At 69.9% G+C, this 17071-nt stretch carries 16 protein-coding genes and 1 pseudogene; 3 read left to right on the top strand and 14 right to left on the bottom strand.

The window, feature by feature from the left end:
- Positions 1-70 precede the first annotated feature (70 nt).
- Positions 71-274, top strand: a complete 204-nt coding sequence (locus BEI_RS02475) for a hypothetical protein (RefSeq protein WP_097788020.1) — start codon at positions 71-73, stop codon at positions 272-274.
- Between the two features lie 80 nt (positions 275-354).
- Here the strand turns inward: BEI_RS02475 and malG are convergent, their stop codons facing one another.
- The 10 genes and pseudogenes from malG to BEI_RS02425 form a co-directional block, all read right to left on the bottom strand.
- Entirely contained in the window at positions 355-1245 is an 891-nt protein-coding gene (malG, locus tag BEI_RS02470) for a maltose ABC transporter permease MalG (RefSeq protein ID WP_097788019.1), read from the bottom strand.
- Between the two features lie 11 nt (positions 1246-1256).
- Complete coding sequence (gene malF / locus BEI_RS02465; protein WP_097788018.1) at positions 1257-2828, bottom strand: maltose ABC transporter permease MalF; 1572 nt, start codon at positions 2826-2828, stop codon at positions 1257-1259.
- Positions 2829-2899: 71 nt separating this feature from the next.
- Entirely contained in the window at positions 2900-4096 is a 1197-nt protein-coding gene (malE, locus tag BEI_RS02460; RefSeq protein WP_097788017.1) for a maltose/maltodextrin ABC transporter substrate-binding protein MalE, read from the bottom strand.
- 195 nt (positions 4097-4291) lie between these two features.
- Entirely contained in the window at positions 4292-5410 is a 1119-nt protein-coding gene (zapE, locus tag BEI_RS02455) for a cell division protein ZapE (protein ID WP_097788016.1), read from the bottom strand.
- Between the two features lies 1 nt (position 5411).
- Positions 5412-6332 carry a DUF808 domain-containing protein gene (locus BEI_RS02450; protein WP_097790975.1) on the bottom strand — a complete coding sequence of 307 codons (921 nt, stop codon included), beginning with the start codon at positions 6330-6332 and terminating at the stop codon, positions 5412-5414.
- A gap of 114 nt (positions 6333-6446) precedes the next feature.
- Positions 6447-7802, bottom strand: coding sequence for an N-succinylarginine dihydrolase (gene astB / locus BEI_RS02445; RefSeq protein WP_097788015.1), 1356 nt, complete (start codon positions 7800-7802; stop codon positions 6447-6449).
- Positions 7799-9268 (bottom strand): annotated as a pseudogene (gene astD, locus BEI_RS02440) (succinylglutamate-semialdehyde dehydrogenase). The gene astB and the pseudogene astD overlap by 4 nt, the downstream one beginning before the upstream one ends.
- On the bottom strand, positions 9268-10314 hold the full coding sequence (gene astA / locus BEI_RS02435; RefSeq protein ID WP_097788014.1) for an arginine N-succinyltransferase: 1047 nt from the start codon (positions 10312-10314) through the stop codon (positions 9268-9270). The pseudogene astD and the gene astA overlap by 1 nt, the downstream one beginning before the upstream one ends.
- The gene (locus tag BEI_RS02430) at positions 10314-11384 is read right to left on the bottom strand and encodes an arginine N-succinyltransferase (RefSeq protein WP_097788013.1); all 1071 of its coding nucleotides are present in this window, start codon (positions 11382-11384) and stop codon (positions 10314-10316) included. The genes astA and BEI_RS02430 overlap by 1 nt, the downstream gene beginning before the upstream one ends.
- A gap of 50 nt (positions 11385-11434) precedes the next feature.
- On the bottom strand, positions 11435-12649 hold the full coding sequence (locus BEI_RS02425; RefSeq protein WP_097788012.1) for an aspartate aminotransferase family protein: 1215 nt from the start codon (positions 12647-12649) through the stop codon (positions 11435-11437).
- Positions 12650-12830: 181 nt separating this feature from the next.
- Here BEI_RS02425 and BEI_RS02420 point away from each other — a divergent pair, with 181 nt between their 5' ends.
- Positions 12831-13463 (top strand): class I SAM-dependent methyltransferase, encoded by a 633-nt coding sequence (locus BEI_RS02420; RefSeq protein ID WP_097788011.1) that lies wholly within the window; start codon positions 12831-12833, stop codon positions 13461-13463.
- A gap of 7 nt (positions 13464-13470) precedes the next feature.
- On the opposite strand, the gene BEI_RS02415 is transcribed toward BEI_RS02420, so the two are convergent.
- The 3 genes from BEI_RS02415 to fabV all read right to left on the bottom strand — a co-directional run bounded on the left by BEI_RS02415 (position 13471) and on the right by fabV (position 16026).
- On the bottom strand, positions 13471-14448 hold the full coding sequence (locus BEI_RS02415; RefSeq protein ID WP_193765145.1) for a GlxA family transcriptional regulator: 978 nt from the start codon (positions 14446-14448) through the stop codon (positions 13471-13473).
- A gap of 117 nt (positions 14449-14565) precedes the next feature.
- Entirely contained in the window at positions 14566-14775 is a 210-nt protein-coding gene (locus tag BEI_RS02410) for a hypothetical protein (protein WP_097788010.1), read from the bottom strand.
- A gap of 54 nt (positions 14776-14829) precedes the next feature.
- Positions 14830-16026, bottom strand: a complete 1197-nt coding sequence (gene fabV, locus BEI_RS02405; protein WP_097788009.1) for an enoyl-ACP reductase FabV — start codon at positions 16024-16026, stop codon at positions 14830-14832.
- A 164-nt stretch (positions 16027-16190) separates the two neighbouring features.
- On the opposite strand from fabV, the gene BEI_RS02400 reads away from it, so the two are divergent.
- Positions 16191-16583 (top strand): DUF7079 family protein, encoded by a 393-nt coding sequence (locus tag BEI_RS02400; protein ID WP_097788008.1) that lies wholly within the window; start codon positions 16191-16193, stop codon positions 16581-16583.
- Between the two features lie 2 nt (positions 16584-16585).
- Here BEI_RS02400 and BEI_RS02395 read toward each other — a convergent pair whose 3' ends face one another.
- Entirely contained in the window at positions 16586-17071 is a 486-nt protein-coding gene (locus BEI_RS02395; protein WP_097788007.1) for a glutathione peroxidase, read from the bottom strand.

Raw genomic sequence — 17071 nt, 5'->3', positions numbered from 1 at the left:
GGCAGCTCACTCATGCCGACCAGCCGGAAAACACCCCACACGAACCTCAACATCGCATATCGGGGAGTCGATGCCCCCCATCGCCGCGGGGGTGATTTCCGCCGACGACGTGAAGGACGACCGCTACGACCCGGTCCGGGGCGCGGCCGGCCGCCGATCCGACCAGGCGATCACCGTCGACAAGAACGGCGGAGGGGCGCATCTGGACACCATGATCGCCACCTATATCGGCCGGGTCATCGCCGAGCCACCTGGGGTGGCAAATCAGGCGTGATCGTCCCGAAAAAAAACCCCGGCGCGAGGCCGGGGAAACGAGAGTCCCGGAAGGGACGAGGAAGTCGGGATCGAGAGGCCTCAGCCCTTGACGCCCCCCGAGGTGAGGCCACCCACGATCCAGCGCTGGCACAGCAGGAACGCCACGGTGATGGGCAGCCCGGAGAGCACCGCCGCGGCGGCGAAGTCGCCCCAGCGCTGGTTGTGATCGGCCAGGTACTGCTGGGCGCCGACGGCCAGGGTCAGCTTGTGCTCGTCGAGCAGCAGCACCGAGGCCATGGGGTATTCCATGATCGACATGATGAAGGCGAGGATGAACACCACCATCAGGATCGGCACCGACAGCGGCAGCAGGATGTGGTAGAAGGCCTGCCAGGTGCTGGCGCCGTCGACCACCGCCGCCTCCTCCAGGGAACCGTCGATGGACTCGAAGTAGCCCTTGATGGTCCAGATATGCAGCGCCACCGCGCCCAGCGAGGCCAGGATCAACGAGCCGTGGGTGTTGATGCCCAGCCAGGGCACCAGCTGCCCGAGGCGGTCGAACAGCGCATAGAGCGCCACCAGCGACAGCACCGCCGGGAACATCTGGAAGATCAGCATGCCCTTGAGGATCGGCGCCTTGCCCTTGAAACGCATCCGCGCGAAGGCGTAGGCGCTGGTGGTGGAGAGCAGCAGGATCATCAGCGATGACACCACCGCCACCTTGATCGAGTTCCACAGCCACAGCAGCACCGGGAACGGCGGCTGGACGACGCTGCCGTCGGGGCGCTCCCAGGGGATGCCGAAGGCCAGCGCCCAGTGTTCCAGCGAGAAGCGCTCGGGGATCAGGCTGCCGGTGGCGAAGTTGCCCTCGCGGAAGGAGATCGAGATCACCAGCAGCAGCGGGAACACCACCAGGCTGACGAAACCCAGCAGGGCGAGGTGAGCGCCCAGCTTGCGGGCGCGGATCGTACGGGGTTGAACCATTGCCATGATGAAGCTCCTCAGACCTTGACCTTGGAAAGCCGCAGATTGAGCAGCGACAACCCCACCACCAGCAGGAAGATCAGGGTGGCGATGGCCGCCGCCAGGCCGAAGTTCTGGCCGGCATCCTGGAAGGCGATGCGATAGGTGTAGCTGACCAGCAGGTCGGTGGTGCCCGCCGGGGTGCTCGCCCCGAGGATGTCCGGCTTGCCGCCGGTGAGCAGGGCGATCAGCACGAAGTTGTTGAAGTTGAAGGCGAAGGCGGCGATCAGCAGCGGCGTCAGCGGCTTGAGGATCAGCGGCAGGGTGATCCTGAACATGTTGGTCAGCGGCCCGCCGCCGTCCACCGCCGAGGCCTCGTAGAGGTCGCGGGGGATCGACTGGATCAGCCCCATGCACAGCAGCAGCATGTACGGATAGCCCAGCCAGGTGTTGACGACCACCAGCATGGTGCGCGCCAGTGCCGGGTCGGTGAACCAGTCGGGGCTGATGCCGAAGACGTTCTCGAGGATCAGATTGATCTCGCCGTAGTGCTGGTTGAACATCCCCTTGAAGATCAGGATCGAGATGAAGGCCGGCACCGCATAGGGCAGGATCAGCAGGGTGCGATAGACGGCCTTGCCGCGCAGCTGCTCCCACTGCAGCAGCGACGCCAGCACGAAGCCCACCGCCAGGGTGAAGGCTACCGTCAACCCGGCGAAGACGAAGGTCCAGACGAAGATCTGCAGGAAGGGCCCGCGGATATCGGGGTCGGTGAAGATCTTGGTGTAGTTGTCCAGGCCCACCGCCACCGGCCAGCCGGGGGTGAGGCGCTCGCCGGCCGCGGTGACGAAGAAGCCGGTCTCGTGGTTCGGCGTCAGGATGCCGCCGTCGCGCCGGTCGGTGAGGCTGCCGTCGGGGTTCGCCTCGAAGCGCGACAGCATCGGCGCGAAGCGACGCAGGCCGGCCATGCGCAGCTCGGTGCCGTCGGGCGTCACCAGGGTCAGCTCCTCGAGGACATCGCGCCGGGCGATCACCTCGCGCAGGCCCAGCGCCTCGCCGGCCGGCGCTGCCTCGGCCGGCCGCACCGCCAGCGGCTCCCCGTCGCCAGCCTCGGCCAGCGGCACCGAGACCAGGCGCCGCGCCCCTTCCAGCCCGGCTCCCGGGGCCTCGAGGTAGAGCCGCGTCTGGCCGCCGTCGTGGTACAGCCGGAAGTCGAAGGCCTGGCCCTCGGCCTGATAGGTCTGCTCGAGGAACTGGGCTCGGACCCGCTCCTCGCTGAGCAGGTTGCTCGAGCTGTAGTTGCTGAAGCTGATGCCGAAGGTATAGAGCAGCGGAAAGATCACGAACACGCCCATCCCGGCGAGCGCCGGGAAGATGTAGCGGTGGCTCATCAACTGGCGCTTGCCGAAGACGATCGCCAGCGAGGTGCCCAGTACCAGGAACAGCAGCGCGAACATCCACTGGCCGCGCAGGTGGAAGGCCACCACCAGCCACAGGGTGGCGAGCACCAGCGCCACCGTCAGGGCGCGCAGGGCCCAGCGGGTGTAGCGCTCGGCGGGGTAGCGGGAACGATGGCGCGGCAGGCCGCGCGACGCATTGGTCGTGTACATGGCGAGTCCCTCCCCGGGCCATCGACCGTGCCTCAACGGCACGGCCGGTGGCACCGGGTGCGGCGATGGGGTTACTGGATGGCGGTGCGAATGCGCTCGGCGGCGGCATCGAGCGCCGCCTGCGGGGCCTGGCGGCCGCTGCCAATGTTCTGCAGGGCCGGCTCCATGGCCGACCAGAAGGCGCCCATCTCGGGGATATTGGGCATCGGGTCGCCGATGGAGGCATTCTCCAGGGTGGCGGCGATCCGCGGATCGGACGCCAGCTCCTGCTGGTAGGCCTTGTGGGCCACGGCCCCCAGCGAGCCGTCGCTATTGAAGGTGCGCAGGCCTTCCTCGCTGAGCAGGTAGCGCTCGAGGAACTCGGTGGCCAGGAAGTCGTTGGGCGAGGCCGAGTTGATCATCGCCGTCGTCACCCCGAACAGCGGCTTGGCCCGTTCGTGACCGACCCGAGGCAGCAGGGTCACGCCATAGTCGATGCCGCTCTTGTCCAGGTTGCTCCAGGCCCAGGGGCCGCTGATCATGGCGGCCACCTCGCCGCGGTTGAAGCGGGTGTCCATCACGCTGTAATCGGTGCCCTCGGGCAGCACGCCGCTCTCGATCAGCTCGCGCAGGCGCTCGGCCCCCGCCACCGCCCCGGCGTTGTTGACGCCGATGTCAGCGACGTCGTAGCCGTTCTCGGTACGCCGGAAGGGGTAGCCGCCGTTGGCCGCCAGCAGCGTCCAGCCGAAGTAAGGCTCGCCGTAGTCGAAGAGGATCGCCTTCTTGCCCGCTTCCCGGAGTTCGGCATCGAGCTCGGCCAGCTCGGCGAAACTCTCGGGCGGCGTCTCCACCAGGGCCTTGTTGTAGATCAGGCCCAGCGACTCCACCGAGATGGGATAGCCGTAGGTCTCGCCGTTCCAGACCACCGCCTCCCAGGTGAAGTCGAAGTAGTGCTCGCGGTAGGCATCGGTGGGCGCGACGGCCTTGAGCAGCCCGCTCTGGGCCCACTCGCCCATGCGGTCATGGGCCCAGATCACGATGTCCGGCCCCTGGCCGCTGCCGGCGGCCTGCTGGAAGCGATCGGTGATATTGTCGGGGTGGACGATGTCGACGGCGATGCCGGTGTCGGCGGTGAAGCGCTCGGCGACTTCGCGGATGCCCTCGGGGCCCTTGGTGTCGCCCGCCCAGATGGTCAGGCGGTCGTCGTCGAAGGCCATCGCCGGCAGGGCGGCGCCCGCGCCCAGGGCGGCAGCAAGCAGCGGAGTGAGGAAGGCGTGGCGTCGTGTCATGTCGAGCCCCTTTGTTGTTGTGAGGTGTCGTCTGTCGAAGGGAAGGCTCGCCCCGGCAGGCGGCGAGCTCTCGCCGCGACAAGGGTCGCCAATCGCCCACCGGCCCGCCTCCTCCCCCCGCGGGGAGGAGGCGGCGTAAGGCCAGGGCGTAGGAAGACAGCCGGGTCGCGTCCGGCGGAGGGCCGGGCGTGGTGGCTAGCCGACCCCGAAGCGCGCCAGCTGCATCTCCCGCAGCCGGCTCAGGGTGCGCCGGAAGGGAAAGGCCAGGTGACCTTCCCGGTAGAGGGCCTCGAGCGGTACCGCCGCCTCGAGATGGAGCGGTACGCCCCGGTCATGGCACTCGTCGACCAGGGCGATGAAGCGTCGCACGGCGTCGTCCTGGCGGGTCAGCGCGGGCAGCTCCCGATCGCCGGCCGCAACCCGGGCGCTGGCGTCCTCGGTGCCCCGGGCGATGCCAGCGAGGGTCGGCCCGCCGTCGAGGCGCGGCACCTCTCCCAGCAGGACATGGCGAAACCGGTCGCAGAGATCGATGAAGTCCAGCGCCGACAGGGGCGCCTCGCACAGGGCCGCGAAGCGGCACCACAGCACCTCGTCGCTTCGCGCCTCCACGGGGATCGGCCGGTGCCCCAGCTCGACGGGCGTGGTCGCCCGGGGCCGCCCGTCGCTGAGCCGCGCGAAGACCTCGCCCAGAAGGGAGGCCTGCCCCGGTTCGCGCACCCAGTAGCGTCGGTGGCCCTTCCCGGGGTGACGACGGTGGTCTCGATCGCCGTCCAGGTGCACCACGCCCAGATGGTGGAGGATGGCCGCGATCGCCGGCAGGAAGCGCTCCCGGTTGAAGCCGTCGGCGTAGAGCTGCTCCGGCGCCTGGTTGGAGGTGACCACCAGCACCAGGCCCCGCTCGAACAGGACGTCGAACAGGCGCCCCAGCAGCATGGCGTCGGCGATGTCGTTGACGAACAGTTCGTCGAGACACAGCACCCGCACCTCCGCGGCGAGTTCGGTCGCCAGGGCCTGCAGGGGATCGGGCGTGCCGGCGAGCTGGAACTGGCGCCGATGGACCCAGCGCATGAAGTGATGGAAGTGCTGTCGCCTCGCCGGCACCGTCAGCGACCGGTGGAAGCGATCCATCAGCCAGGTCTTGCCGCGCCCGACCGATCCCCAGAGGTAGACGCCGGGGGCCGCGGTGTCACCGCGCGCCAGGGACCGGTGGGTCGCCTCCAGGGCCTCGGCGAAGCGCCACTGGGCGGCATCGTCGACGAATCCCTGCTGCTCGAGGGCCTCGCGATAGGCCGCCTCGGGCCCCGCCGATGCCATCTCAGCGCCGACGCCACTTCTGGACCAGCGTCACCGCCGCCAGCACCAGGGCGCCGGCCGCCAGGCCGACTCCCAGGTTGAGCAGTAGTGGCCCCAGGCCATGGACGAGGACCTCGAACCCCGGCACGGCCAGCTCGATCTCGGCGACGCCCTCGATGAGGTGATGCACGGCGGGAATGCCATGGCCGAGGATGCCGCCGCCGACCAGGAACATCGCCACGGTGCCGACCACCGAGAGCAGCTTCATCAGGTAGGGGGCACCGGCCACCAGGCCACGCCCCAATCCGGCCAGGGCGCCTCCGCGGCGGCTGAGGAACAGGCCCAGGTCGTCCAGCTTGACGATGCCGGCCACCAGGCCATAGACGCCGAAGGTCATCAGCGCCCCGATGCCGACCAGCACCGCCACCTGCTGCCCCAGGGCCGCGCCTGCCACGGTGCCCAGGGTGATGACGATGATCTCGGCGGAGAGGATGAAGTCGGTGCGGATCGCCCCCTTGATGCGTTCCCGCTCGAACTCGCGCATGTCGACGTCCGCGCTGGCCAGGGCCTCCACCCGCCGGGCATGCTCCGCCTCGTCCGCCTCGCCGTGCAGGAACTTGTGAGCCAGCTTCTCGGCCCCCTCGTAGCAGAGATAGGCGCCACCCAGCATCAGCAGCACGGTGACCAGCGCCGGCAGGAAGGCGCTGATCACCAGCGCCGCAGGGATCAGGATCACCTTGTTGCGCAGCGAGCCCTTGGCCACCGCCCAGACCACCGGCAGCTCGCGGTCGGCGTGGATGCCGGTGACCTGCTGGGCGTTGAGGGCCAGGTCGTCGCCCAGCACCCCGGCGGTCTTCCTGGCCGCCACCTTGGTCATCACGGAGACGTCGTCGAGCAGGGTGGCGATGTCGTCGATCAGGGTCAGCAGGCTGCTACCGGCCACGGTGGCCTCCATGGGCGTGGGATGGGCGAAGGCTTCACAGCATACCCGCCCGGCCCGACAAAAAAAGCCCCGCCGACGGCGGGGCAACGAGAGAGCATCAGGGCTCGAGCTCCATCACAGCTGGAAGGGGTAGACGCTGCCCAGCTTGAGGATGCGGGTCAGCTCGTCCAGGGCGGTGAGCGTCTCGTGAGCCAGCTGTGGGTCGGCCAGGTCGGCCGGGGCCAGGCGGTCCCGGTAGTGGCGCTCGACCCAGGCGACGAGCTCGCCGTGCAGGGCGTCGTCGAGCAGCACCCGGCCGGCGACCGCGGCCCGCTCCTCCCCGGAGAGCGCCACGCGAAGCCTCAGGCAGGCCGGCCCGCCGCCGTTGCGCATGGACTGCTTGACGTCCTTGACCACCACCTCCGCGATGGGGTTGTTCCCCGCCAGCAGGTGATCCTGCAGGCAGCGCCATACCGCCTCGCGCTCCTGGCACTCCCCGGGCACCACCAGGGTCATGGTGCCGTCCGGGTTGCTGAGCAGCTGGGAGTTGAAGAGGTACGAGGCCACGGCGTCGTCCAGGCTCACCGCCTCCGCCGGCACGCGCACCGGAATCAGCGGGGTGGCCATCCTGGCGCGCAGCGCATCCAGGGTGCCCTGCTCGTCGCGGAAGGCCATCTCATGGTAGAGCAGCACCGGGCCGTTGCCCACGGCGATGACGTCGTTGTGGAAGACGCCAGCGTCGATGGCGTCGGGATGCTGCTGGGCGAACACCGTCTGCGCCTCCTCCAGGCCATGCTGGCGCGCCACCGCCTGGCTGGCCTCCAGGGTCTGGCGGGCGGGGAAGCGACGGGGCTCGACCCCGTCACCGCCGAAGGCCTGGCGGCCATAGACGTAGAGGTGCACCCCCGCCTCGCCATGGTCGCCGCACAACCGGGTGTGGTTGGCCGCCCCCTCGTCGGAGAAGGCCGGGGTCGACGGCAGCACCGGATGATGGGCGAAGTAGCGCTCGTCGCGGAAGATCGCCGCCAGCACCCGGCCGGTGGTGGCCGGTTCCAGGTAGCGGTGGAAGCTCGACTGCAGGTTGGCCGGCGTGAACTGCACCCGGCGGTCCGGGGCGTCCAGGCTCGGCGTCACCGTGCCGGCGTTGGCGGTCCACATGCTGGAGGCGGAGCAGACCGCCCGCAGCACCTGGGGCGCTTCCTCGGCGGCCCGGGACAGCACCCGGGCGTCGCTGCCGGTGAAGCCCAGGGCGCGCAGGGCCCCCAGGTCCGGCCGCTGCTGGGGCGGCAGCACGCCCTGGGCGTAGCCGGCATCCATCAGCGACTTCATCTTCCCGAGGCCCTGCAGGGCAGCCTCCCGGGGGTTGGCCACCAGGCCCTCGTGGGTCATGGAGGCCACGTTGCCGTGGGCCAGGCCCGAGTAGTTGTGGGTCGGGCCCACCAGGCCGTCGAAGTTGACCTCGCGCACGGTCGGATCGGTTTCCTGGCTCACAGCGTCACCCCCGGCGGCAGCTGGTCGGGCAGGTGCAGGTCCTCGCTCTCCATGGAGGCCACCGGATAGGCGCAGTAGTCCGCCGCATAATAGGCGCTGGGACGATGGTTGCCGCTGTCGCCCACGCCGCCGAAGGGCGCGTCGCCGGAGGCGCCGGTGGTCTGGCGGTTCCAGTTGACGATGCCGGCGCGAATGCGCAGCAGGAAGTCGTCCCAGTCGGGCCGCTCGCCGCCGATCAGGCCGGCGGAGAGACCGTAGCGGGTGTCGTTGGCCAGCCTGATGGCCTCGTCCCAGTCACGGTAGCGATGCACCTTGAGCAGCGGCCCGAAATGCTCCTCGTCGGGCACCTCCAGGCCGGTCACGTCGATCAGCGCCGGCGTCAGCAGGCTGGTGCCTTCCTCCAGGCGCTCCATGCGCGACAGGACGGTGCCGCCCAGGGCCTCGAGGTCGTCCTGGGCCTTGAGCAGGCCGTCGGCGGCCGCCACGCTCACCAGGCCGCCGTAGAAGGGCGCCTGTTCGCTGAACTGGCCGGCCACGCGCAGCTGGGCGATGGCGTCGGACAGGGCGTCCAGCAGGTGATCGCCCACCTGGCCTTCCGGCACGATCAGCCGGCGCGCGCAGGTGCAGCGCTGGCCGCCGGACAGGAAGGCCGACTGCAGGATGGTCAGCACGGCGGCGTCCTGGTCGGGCACGTCCTTGACGACCAGCGGGTTGTTGCCGCCGAGCTCGAGCGCCAGGATCTTGTCGAGCTGGCCGGCGAACTGCTTGTGCAGCAGGCCGCCGACCTTGGCGCTGCCGGTGAACAGCAGGCCGTCGATGTCGGGGTGGGCGGACAGCGCCTGGCCCACCGGGGCCGCCCCCTGCACCAGGTTGATCACGCCCTCGGGCAGGCCCGCCTCGCGCCAGCACTGCAGCGTCAGGTCGGCGGTCAGCGGCGTCTGCTCGCTGGGCTTGAAGACCACGGTGTTGCCGGCCAGCAGCGCCGGCACCATGTGCCCGTTGGGCAGGTGGCCGGGGAAGTTGTAGGGACCGAACACCGCCATGACGCCGTGGGGGCGGTGGCGCAGCACCGCCCGGGCCTCGCCCAGGTCGCGCTCGCGCTCGCCGGTGCGCTCCTGGTAGGCGCGGATGGAGATCGCCACCTTGCCGATCATCGCCCCCACCTCGGTGCGCGCCTCCCACAGCGGCTTGCCGGTCTCGGCGGCGATGGCCCTGGCCAGGTCCTCGCGGTGGCTCTCCAGCACCTCGCGGAAGCGCTCGACCAGGGCCTGGCGCTCGGCGAAGGGCCGGCGGGCCCAGGCCGGGAAGGCGGCCCGGGCGGCATCCACGGCGGCGCCCACCTAGGCCTCGGAGGCGGCGTTGCCCTGCCAGAGCGTGTCGCCCGAAACCGGGTCCTGCTTGGCGAACCCCTCGGCCTCGCCGTCCTGCCATTGGCCGCCGATCAGCAGCCGTTGCGTCGCCTTCATCACGCCTCCTCGTCGGTATCCAGAATGCGCAGGGTGTCGCCGGAGCTCACCTCGAGGCGAGACGCCTCGGCCTCGCTCAGGGTCACCACGCCGTCATCGTCGGGGCCACGGCCCAGCCAGGCGGCGCGGAAGCCGCTCATGGAGGTGGTGGCGGCCAGCCAGCGAGGGCGCTCGGCCTGGGCCGGCTCGCCGGCCTTGACCTCCACCCGGCAGGTCCGCGACAGACGCACGCCGCGCACGTCGTCGATATAGGCTTCCACGGTGGGGCCACCGTCGAAGATGTCGATGAATCCCTCCCAGCGCAGGCCTTCCTTCTTGAGCATCGCCAGGGCCGGTCGGGTGTGCTCGTGCACCTGGCCGATGCAGGCCCGCGCCTCCTCGGAGAGGAAGGGGGTGTAGATCGGGAACTTGGGCATCAGTTCGCCGATAAAGCTTTTTTGGCCTAATCCGGTGAGCCTGTCCGCTTCATTGAAGTCCATGGGGAAGAAGTGGCTGCCCAGGCACTCCCAGAAGGGGCTCTTGCCCTCGGCGTCGAAGACCCCGCGCATCTCCGCCAGCACCTTCTCGGGGAAGCTGTCGCGGAACTCGGCCATGAACAGCCAGCGCATCATGGACAGCAGGGCGCCGTTGCGCTCGTGGCGGCGATCGCGCCCCCGGTACTCGGGGCGCAGGAACAGCGAGGCCACCTCGGCGTCGCCGGTGTGGTCCGAGCTCAGGAAGAGGGTGTCGATGGTGCGATGCAGGTCGAGCTGCACCGAGGAGTGGGCCAGGGTGCCCACCCGGTAGTGGTAGAAGGGCACCTCGCGGCCCACCTGGCCCTCGATGGCGCAGCAGCCGGCCAGGCGTCCGTTGTCCTCGTCCTCGAGGACGAAGAAGTAGAGGCGCTGGTCCACCGGAGTCTGCTGCCCGAAGGCGCTCACCGCGGTGTCGATCTTGCCGGCCAGGAAGTCGCGGTTGTCGGGCAGCGAGGTGAAGCCCACGCCGGTCTCCCGGGCCAGGGCCTGCAGCTCGTCCAGGTCGGACGGGGCAATGGGTCGGATGCGCATTACAACTCTCCCTCGTCGTAGCCCGGGTCATGCTCGTCGCCCGGCAGGGCGAGCGGGGCGGCCAGCACGGCGCGCCCCTCCTCGACGCCGAGCTGCTCGGCGTGCTCGGGCGAGAGCATCAGCTGGCCGGTGGGCGAGAGCGCGTAGCGCGCCACCACGCAGCGGAAGTCGCGGAGCCGCTGGTTGGCCACCAGCGCCGGCTCGGCATCCGGCAGCGAGTGGGCCGGACGGATGCGTACCGGGTGCCAGGCGGCGCGGCGGAAGCTCTGCAGCCGCTCCCGCTCCCCCTTGATCACCGGCCCGGCGTCGAAGATGTCGACGTGGCGCGAGCGCAGGAAGCCCTCGGCCAGCATCTCGCTCATGGCCGACTCGTGATCCGGATGCTCGCGGCCGATGGCGGCCCGGGCCTGGGGCGTGAGCAGCGCCAGGTACAGCGGGAACTGGGGCATCACCTCGGCGATGAAGCTCTTCGAGCGCACCCCGGCGATGTAGTTGATCTCCTGGTAGTCGCGCACGAAGAAGTGGCGCCCCACGCTGTTCCAGAACGGCGACTGGCCGTCCTCGTCCAGGAAGCCGGGAAAGGCCATGGCCAGGATCTCGGCGAAGCGCTCCGGATACTGGGCGATGAACATCAGCCGGGCCCGGCGCAGCAGGCTCTCGGCGCTGGTGCCCCTGTAGCGGGGGTCCAGGGAGTAGGCGCACAGCAGGCTCGCCTCGGACACCTCGTGGGACAGCGACAGGGTCTGCACCTCGCGGCGCACGTCGAGCTGCTGCGAGGCGTGGATCAGGGTCTCCTGCCGGTAGGTGTAGTAGGCCTCCCGGGCGCCGGCCTGGGCGCGCACCTCGGCGGTGCCCACCACCTCGCCGCGCTCCAGGTCCTCGAGCACGAAGGTGTAGTGCTCGTCGCCGGGAAACTCCACCTCGGCCTCGAAGGCCCGCTGGGAGCGCGCGATGCGCTCCTCCAGGCGGTCCCGGTGGGCCGGCAGGTTGGTCAGACGCGGCGTGGCGCTGCCCGCCAGCCGCTCCAGGGCCGGCAGGTCCGCCGGCCGGGTGGGACGTACGACCAGCATGGCGTGGCCTCCCGCGGATGATTCAGGATCTCGCATGGCGTGGCCGCGACTCACTGGGCGGCCACCAGCCGGGCGATGGCCCGCTCCAGGCGCGCCATCCCCTCGGCGATGTCGGCCTCGGGGATCACCAGGGAGGGGGCCATGCGCAGCACGTTGGGGCCGGCGACCAGCGCCATCACGCCCTCCTCGATGGCCAGCGGCAGGATGTCCTTGGCGCGGCCCTGGTAGGCCTCGCTCATCTCGGCGCCGATCAGCAGGCCCATGCCGCGGATCTCCTTGAACACCCCGTGCTGGCGGTTGATCGCCTCGAGGTGCTCGCGGAACAGGTCGTGGCGCTGCTTGACGCCGGTCAGCACCTCGGGGGTGTCGATGTGCTCGACGGCGGCCAGGGCCACGGCGGAGGCCAGGGCGTTGCCGCCGTAGGTGGAGCCGTGGGTGCCGATGCCCAGTGCCGGGGCGACGCGGTCGGTGGTCAGCATGGCGCCCACCGGGAAGCCGCCGCCCAGGGACTTGGCGCTGGTCAGGATGTCCGGGGTGACGCCGTACTCCATGTAGGCGTAGAGGGAGCCGGTACGGCCCACGCCGGTCTGCACCTCGTCGAAGATCAGCAGGGCGTCGTGCTGGTCGCACAGGTCGCGCAGGCCCTGCAGGAACTCGGGCTCGGCGGGCAGGATGCCGCCCTCGCCCTGCATCGGCTCGACCATCACCGCGCAGGTGTCGGCGTCGATCAGGTCGCGCACGCTGTCCAGGTCGTTGAACTCGCCGTGGGCGATGCCGCCCGGCACCGGGCCGAAGCCCTGGGAGTACTTGGGCTGGCCGCCGACGCTGACGGTGAAGAAGGTACGGCCGTGGAAGGACTGGTAGAAGGAGACGATGCGGTGCTTGTGCTCGCCATGATTGTCGTGGGCCCAGCGGCGCGCCAGCTTGAGCGCCGCCTCGTTGGCCTCGCCGCCGGAGGAGCACAGGTAGACCTTGTCGGCGAAGGTGCGCTCGACCAGGGAACGGGCCAGCTTGAGGGCCGGCTCGTTGGTGTAGACGTTGGAGAGGTGCCACAGCTTGTCGGCCTGGTCCTTCAGGGCGTCGACCAGCACCGGATGGCAATGGCCCAGGGAGTTCACCGCGATGCCGCCGGCGAAGTCGATGTACTCCTTGCCTTCCTGGTCCCACAGGCGGCTGCCCTCGCCACGCACCGGGATGGCCTTCTGGGGTGCGTAGTTGGGCACCATGTACTGGTCGAAATCGCTGCGGGTCGGGGTCTGGGTCATGTCGCTCTCCGTTGTCTCGAGCCAGGCTCGTTCGGGATGAATCGGGTCATTCGAGTATAGGGAGGCCCTCCCGGGGGGGCTTTCAGCAATGGGACGGCGATTTGTGAAAAAGGCAGGCGCGCCGCCAGGCGCGTCATGGCGGGATCGGGTAAGGTAGGGACCGGACAGGGAGGACGCCGCGATGCTCAACACCACCGCCTGGAACCGCCTGCGCTACGACCTCTATGCGCCCGTCTACGACGCCGTGGCCGAGCGGGTCTTCCGCCGGGCCCGGCGCGAGGCCCTGGGCCAGGTTCACTGGCGCCCCGGGATGCGGGTGCTGGTGGTGGGGGCCGGCACGGGCCTGGACCTGCCCTGGCTGCCCAGGAACGTGGAGCTGCACGCCAGCGACCTGAGCCCCGCGATGGTGAGGCGGCTGGCCCATCGTGCCGAGGCGCTGGGGCGGGACGTGGACACCGCGGTCATGGACGCCGCGGACCTGGACTTCCCCGACGGCCACTTCGACGTGGTGGTGATGCACCTGATCCTGGCGGTGATGCCCGACCCGGCACGGGGCCTGGCCGAGGCGTGCCGGGTGCTGGCCGACGACGGCCAGCTGTGCGTGATGGACAAGTTCCAGGCCGACGACCGGCCGGCCGGGCTCGGCCGGCGGGCGCTGAACCTCGCCACCTCGGCGATCGCCACCGACATCACCCGCCAGGCCCGCCCGCTGCTCGAGGCCGCCGGCTTCGTGATCGAGGCCGACCGACCGGTGCTGATGGGATCGCTGTTTCGCGCCCTGGTGGCCCGCAAGGCGCTCGCATCGTCGGCATGAGCCGGGCTCAGCCCAGCCGCTCCTCCCGGGGCGTGATGCCGAAGTGGTTGCGGTAGGCGGTGGAGAAATGCGCCGCCGAGGAGAAGCCGGTCTGCAGGGCGATCTCGCCGGCGGGGCGGTCGCTCTCGCGCAGCAGCTTCCTGGCCTGCTGCAGGCGCAGGTTGAGGTAGTACCGGCTGGGCACCGCCTGGAGGTACTTCTTGAACAGGCGCTCGAGCTGGCGCCGGGAGATCCCCAGGTGCGCGGCCAGCTCGTGGGTGGTCAGGGGCTCCTCGATGTTGGACTCCATCAGCGCCACGGCGTCCACCAGGCTCTGGGGGGCGTTGCCGAGCCGCGTGCGCAGGGGCACCTGCTGGGGCTCGTCGCCCATGCGGATCCGCTCGAGCACGAAGTGCTCGGAGATGCGCTCGGCCAGCTCGGCCCCGTGCTGGCTGCCGATCAGCGTCATCATCATGTCCATGGCCGCGGTGCCGCCGCCGCAGGTCAGGCGGTCGCGGTCGATCTCGAACAGCTGCTGGGAGAGCCGCACCCGCGGATAGTCGCGGGCGAAGGCCTCGAAGCGCGTCCAGGGCAGGGTCGCCCGATAGCCTTCGAGCACCCCGGCCCGGGCCAGCACCTCGGTACCGCCGCCGATGCCCCCCAGCACCACCCGGGCGGCGGCCAGGCGGCGCAGCCAGTCCAGCAGCGCCTCCGGCACGCTGCCCGACAGCGGTCCCGGCGCACAGACCAGCAGCATGTCGAGCGCCTGATCCGGCTCGCCGGCCTCCGCCTGGGGCACCAGGGCCTGGCCGGCGGCGCTGGCCACCGGACGCGCGTCGACGGCGTAGGTCGAGAGACGGTAGAGCGTGCGGCCCTCCAGGCGATTGGCCACGACCAGCGGCTCGGTGGCGGAGGCCTCGGCCAGCAGCGAGAAGCCGGGCAACACCAGGACTCCCACATGCCGGGACAGCGGCACGGCCGAGACAGCGGACGAGGAATCGGGCATGGAGCGCTCACGAGGGTCGAAAGGAGGCCCCATTCTAACGGAAGGCGGCGTCCGGGACAGCCGGCCGGACACGACGACGCCGGGCACGGGGCCCGGCGTCGTCGTCATGACAGGCGTTCAGTCGCCGAGACCGATCACCAGCAGGCCGATGATCACCACCGCGACCACCACGATGATCGCGGGCAACACCCAGGTCAGGCGCTGGGGGGACTGCCTGGCCTCGGGCTGGTCCTCGTCCGGCTCGGGGTGCTCGTAGTCCTCCGGCTGACTGACTTCCTTGAAGTGCTCCCGTTCTTCTTCCGGCGTCTTGCTTTCCCTGGTATCCATGCGCACCTCCTGGGTTCAAGGATCTCGGGCGAGCGGGCGCCGGCGAGCCGGGCCCTACACCTCTACGACATCGAATTCCACCACGGGATTCACATCGGCATCGTAGTCGACGTCGTCCCGCTCGAAGCCGAACAGCTTCAGGAACTCATGCTTGTACCCAGCATAGTCGGTGATCTCGAAGAGGTTCTCGGTGGTCACCTGGGGCCAGAGGTCCTTGCAGGCCTGCTGGACGTCGTCGCGCAGCTCCCAGTCGTCGAGGCGCAGGCGACCGGCCTCGTCCGTCGTGGCCTCGCCCCCGTAGAGGCACTCGCCGAACAGGCGGTTGAGCTGGTCGATGGTGCCCTCGTGCAGCCCCTTCTCCTTCATGACCTTGTAGACCATGGCGATGTAGAGCGGCATGACCGGAATGGCGGCACTGGCCTGGGTCACCACCGACTTGAGCACCGCCACGTTGGCGCCGCCACCCTGCTCGCCCAGCCGCTTGTCGATCTCGCCGGCGGCACGGTCCAGGTCCTCCTTGGCCTTGCCCAGGGCGCCGTGCCAGTAGATCGGCCAGGTGATCTCGGTGCCGATGTAGCTGAAGGCCACCGACTTGGCCCCCGGGGCCAGCACGCCGGCGCGGTCCAGGGCGTCGATCCACAGCTCCCAGTCCTCGCCACCCATCACCGCGATGGTGTCCTCGATCTCCTGCTCGGTGGCCGGCTCCACCTCGGCCTCGATGATGGTGTCCTTGTTGGTGTCGATGGCGGTGGCCCGGTAGGTCTCGCCAATCGGCTTGAGGCTGGAGCGCTTGAGCTCGCCGCTGTCGGGGAGCTTGCGCACCGGCGAGGCCAGGGAGTAGACCACCAGGTCGACCTGGCCGAGGTCCTGCTTGATCAGCTCGATGGCCTTCTCGCGGGCCTCATGGGAGAAGGCGTCGCCGTTGATGGACTTGCTGTAGAGCCCCTCCTGCTTGGCGAACTTGTCGAAGGCGGCGGCGTTGTACCAGCCCGCGGTGCCCGGCTTCTTCTCGGTCCCCGGCTTCTCGAAGAACACGCCCAGGGTGTCGGCGCCATAGCCGAAGGCGGCGGTGACGCGGGCGGCCAGGCCATAGCCGCTGGAGGCCCCGATCACCAGGACCTTCCTGGGGCCGGCACTCTTGTCCAGTCCCCGGGCGCGGGTAGCCTCGATCTGCTCGCGCACGTTCTGCTCGCAGCCGACGGGGTGGGTGGTGGTGCAGATGAAACCGCGTACCTTGGGCTTGATGATCACGACAGACCTCTTCTTGGCGGCGGGGCGGCAGACGCTCGCCGCCCCGGTGAACTTGGATTCGTCAGTGGCGACATTCTAGCGGCCCCATCGAGGGCTGTCCGCCCTTGAGCGACGTGGACGGCTGGGGCAGGATGCTCGACACCCCCTTTCCTGCAGGAGATCCCATGGACGCACAGACCCTGGTCGACGAGCGCGGCGAGCTGTGGCTGGCGCTGGCCCCGCTGTGGCTGGAGCGGGAGCCGCGGGAGACCGACTATGCCCGGATGGTCGAGGTGATCCAGCGCCATGCGCTGTCCGTGAACGAGCTGGAATGGGTATTCCGGCTGGAGCTGGCGCCGGTGCTGGCCCGCCAGCAGATGTCGGTGGCCGGGGAGTGGCGCCACTTCGACGATCACCAGCTGATGCGCCGGCTGGTCGCCCACAACCTGCGCCTGACCGGCTGGCGGCGAAAGACCTGGGCGCTGTTCTCGGGGCTGACCACCATGATGGCCCGCCACCGCTGGAACGAACTGATCGAGCGGGTGATGATCGCCCGCGGCGAGGACGTCCCCTCTTAACCTCAATCCTCGTCGAGGGCCTTCTCCAGGGCCTCGACCAGCTCCGCCTCGCCGTCCCGGGGCGAGAAGCGCCGGATCACCCGGCCGTCCCGCCCCACCAGGAACTTGGTGAAGTTCCACTTGATCATCCGGGTGCCCAGCATCCCGGGGGCCTCGCGCTTGAGTTCGGCGAACAGGGGGTGGGTGTCGTGACCGTTGACCTTGACCTTCTCCATGAGCGGGAAGGTGACGCCATACTCCTGCTCGCCGAAACGGCAGAAGGCCTGCGCCGATTCCGGCGATTGGCGGAGGAACTGGTTGCAGGGGAAGCCCAGGACGGTGAAGCCGCGATCCCGGTAGCGCCGGTAGAGCCGCTCGAGGTCGCGCAACTGGGACGTGAAGCCGCACTGGCTGGCCACGTTGACGATCAGGAGCACCTGGCCGCGCAGGGCGCGGAGATTGAAGGGCTCGCCGCGAGAGGTGCGGCAGTCATGGTCATGAATGCTCAT

This window comes from Halomonas beimenensis (assembly GCF_002549795.1).
Classification (GTDB): domain Bacteria; phylum Pseudomonadota; class Gammaproteobacteria; order Pseudomonadales; family Halomonadaceae; genus Halomonas; species Halomonas beimenensis.
The sequence above is the reverse complement of the archived record's forward strand: the minus strand, read 5'-3'. Positions and strand labels throughout refer to the sequence as shown.